Source organism: Arthrospira sp. PCC 8006 (assembly GCF_046480465.1).
Classification (GTDB): domain Bacteria; phylum Cyanobacteriota; class Cyanobacteriia; order Cyanobacteriales; family Microcoleaceae; genus Limnospira; species Limnospira platensis.
In genome coordinates this window covers 1-300 of sequence record NZ_PKGG01000642.1, presented here as the reverse complement: position 1 = coordinate 300, position 300 = coordinate 1, and the positions used below count along the sequence as shown (strand labels likewise).

The 300-nt window shown below is 65.7% G+C and carries 1 protein-coding gene; it reads left to right on the top strand.

Annotation, left to right across the window (positions count from 1 at the left end; genetic code table 11):
• Positions 1 to 47: 47 nt before the first annotated feature.
• A partial coding sequence (locus tag B9T16_RS29715) for a GTPase (protein ID WP_410246496.1) occupies positions 48 to 300 on the top strand: 253 nt, incomplete at its 3' end.

The following is a 300-nucleotide window of genomic DNA, read 5'->3' as shown; positions in this document are numbered from 1 at the left end:
CCCGAGTGCATGCCGTGGCCGCCGTGCATGGCCGTGGCGTACGCCGGATGATGGACGACATTCTGGCGGAGTTTCCTGCCGCGCCGGATGACGCCCACGATGGCCAGGACGACGAGAGCGGTATCAAGGTCGCGATTCTGGGGCGCCCCAACGTGGGCAAATCCACGCTGGTCAATCGCCTGCTCGGCGAAGAGCGCGTGGTGGTCTATGACATGGCGGGCACCACCCGCGACACCATCTCCATTCCGTTCGAACGCCAGGGGCGGCGATACACGTTGATCGACACCGCTGGCATCCGTC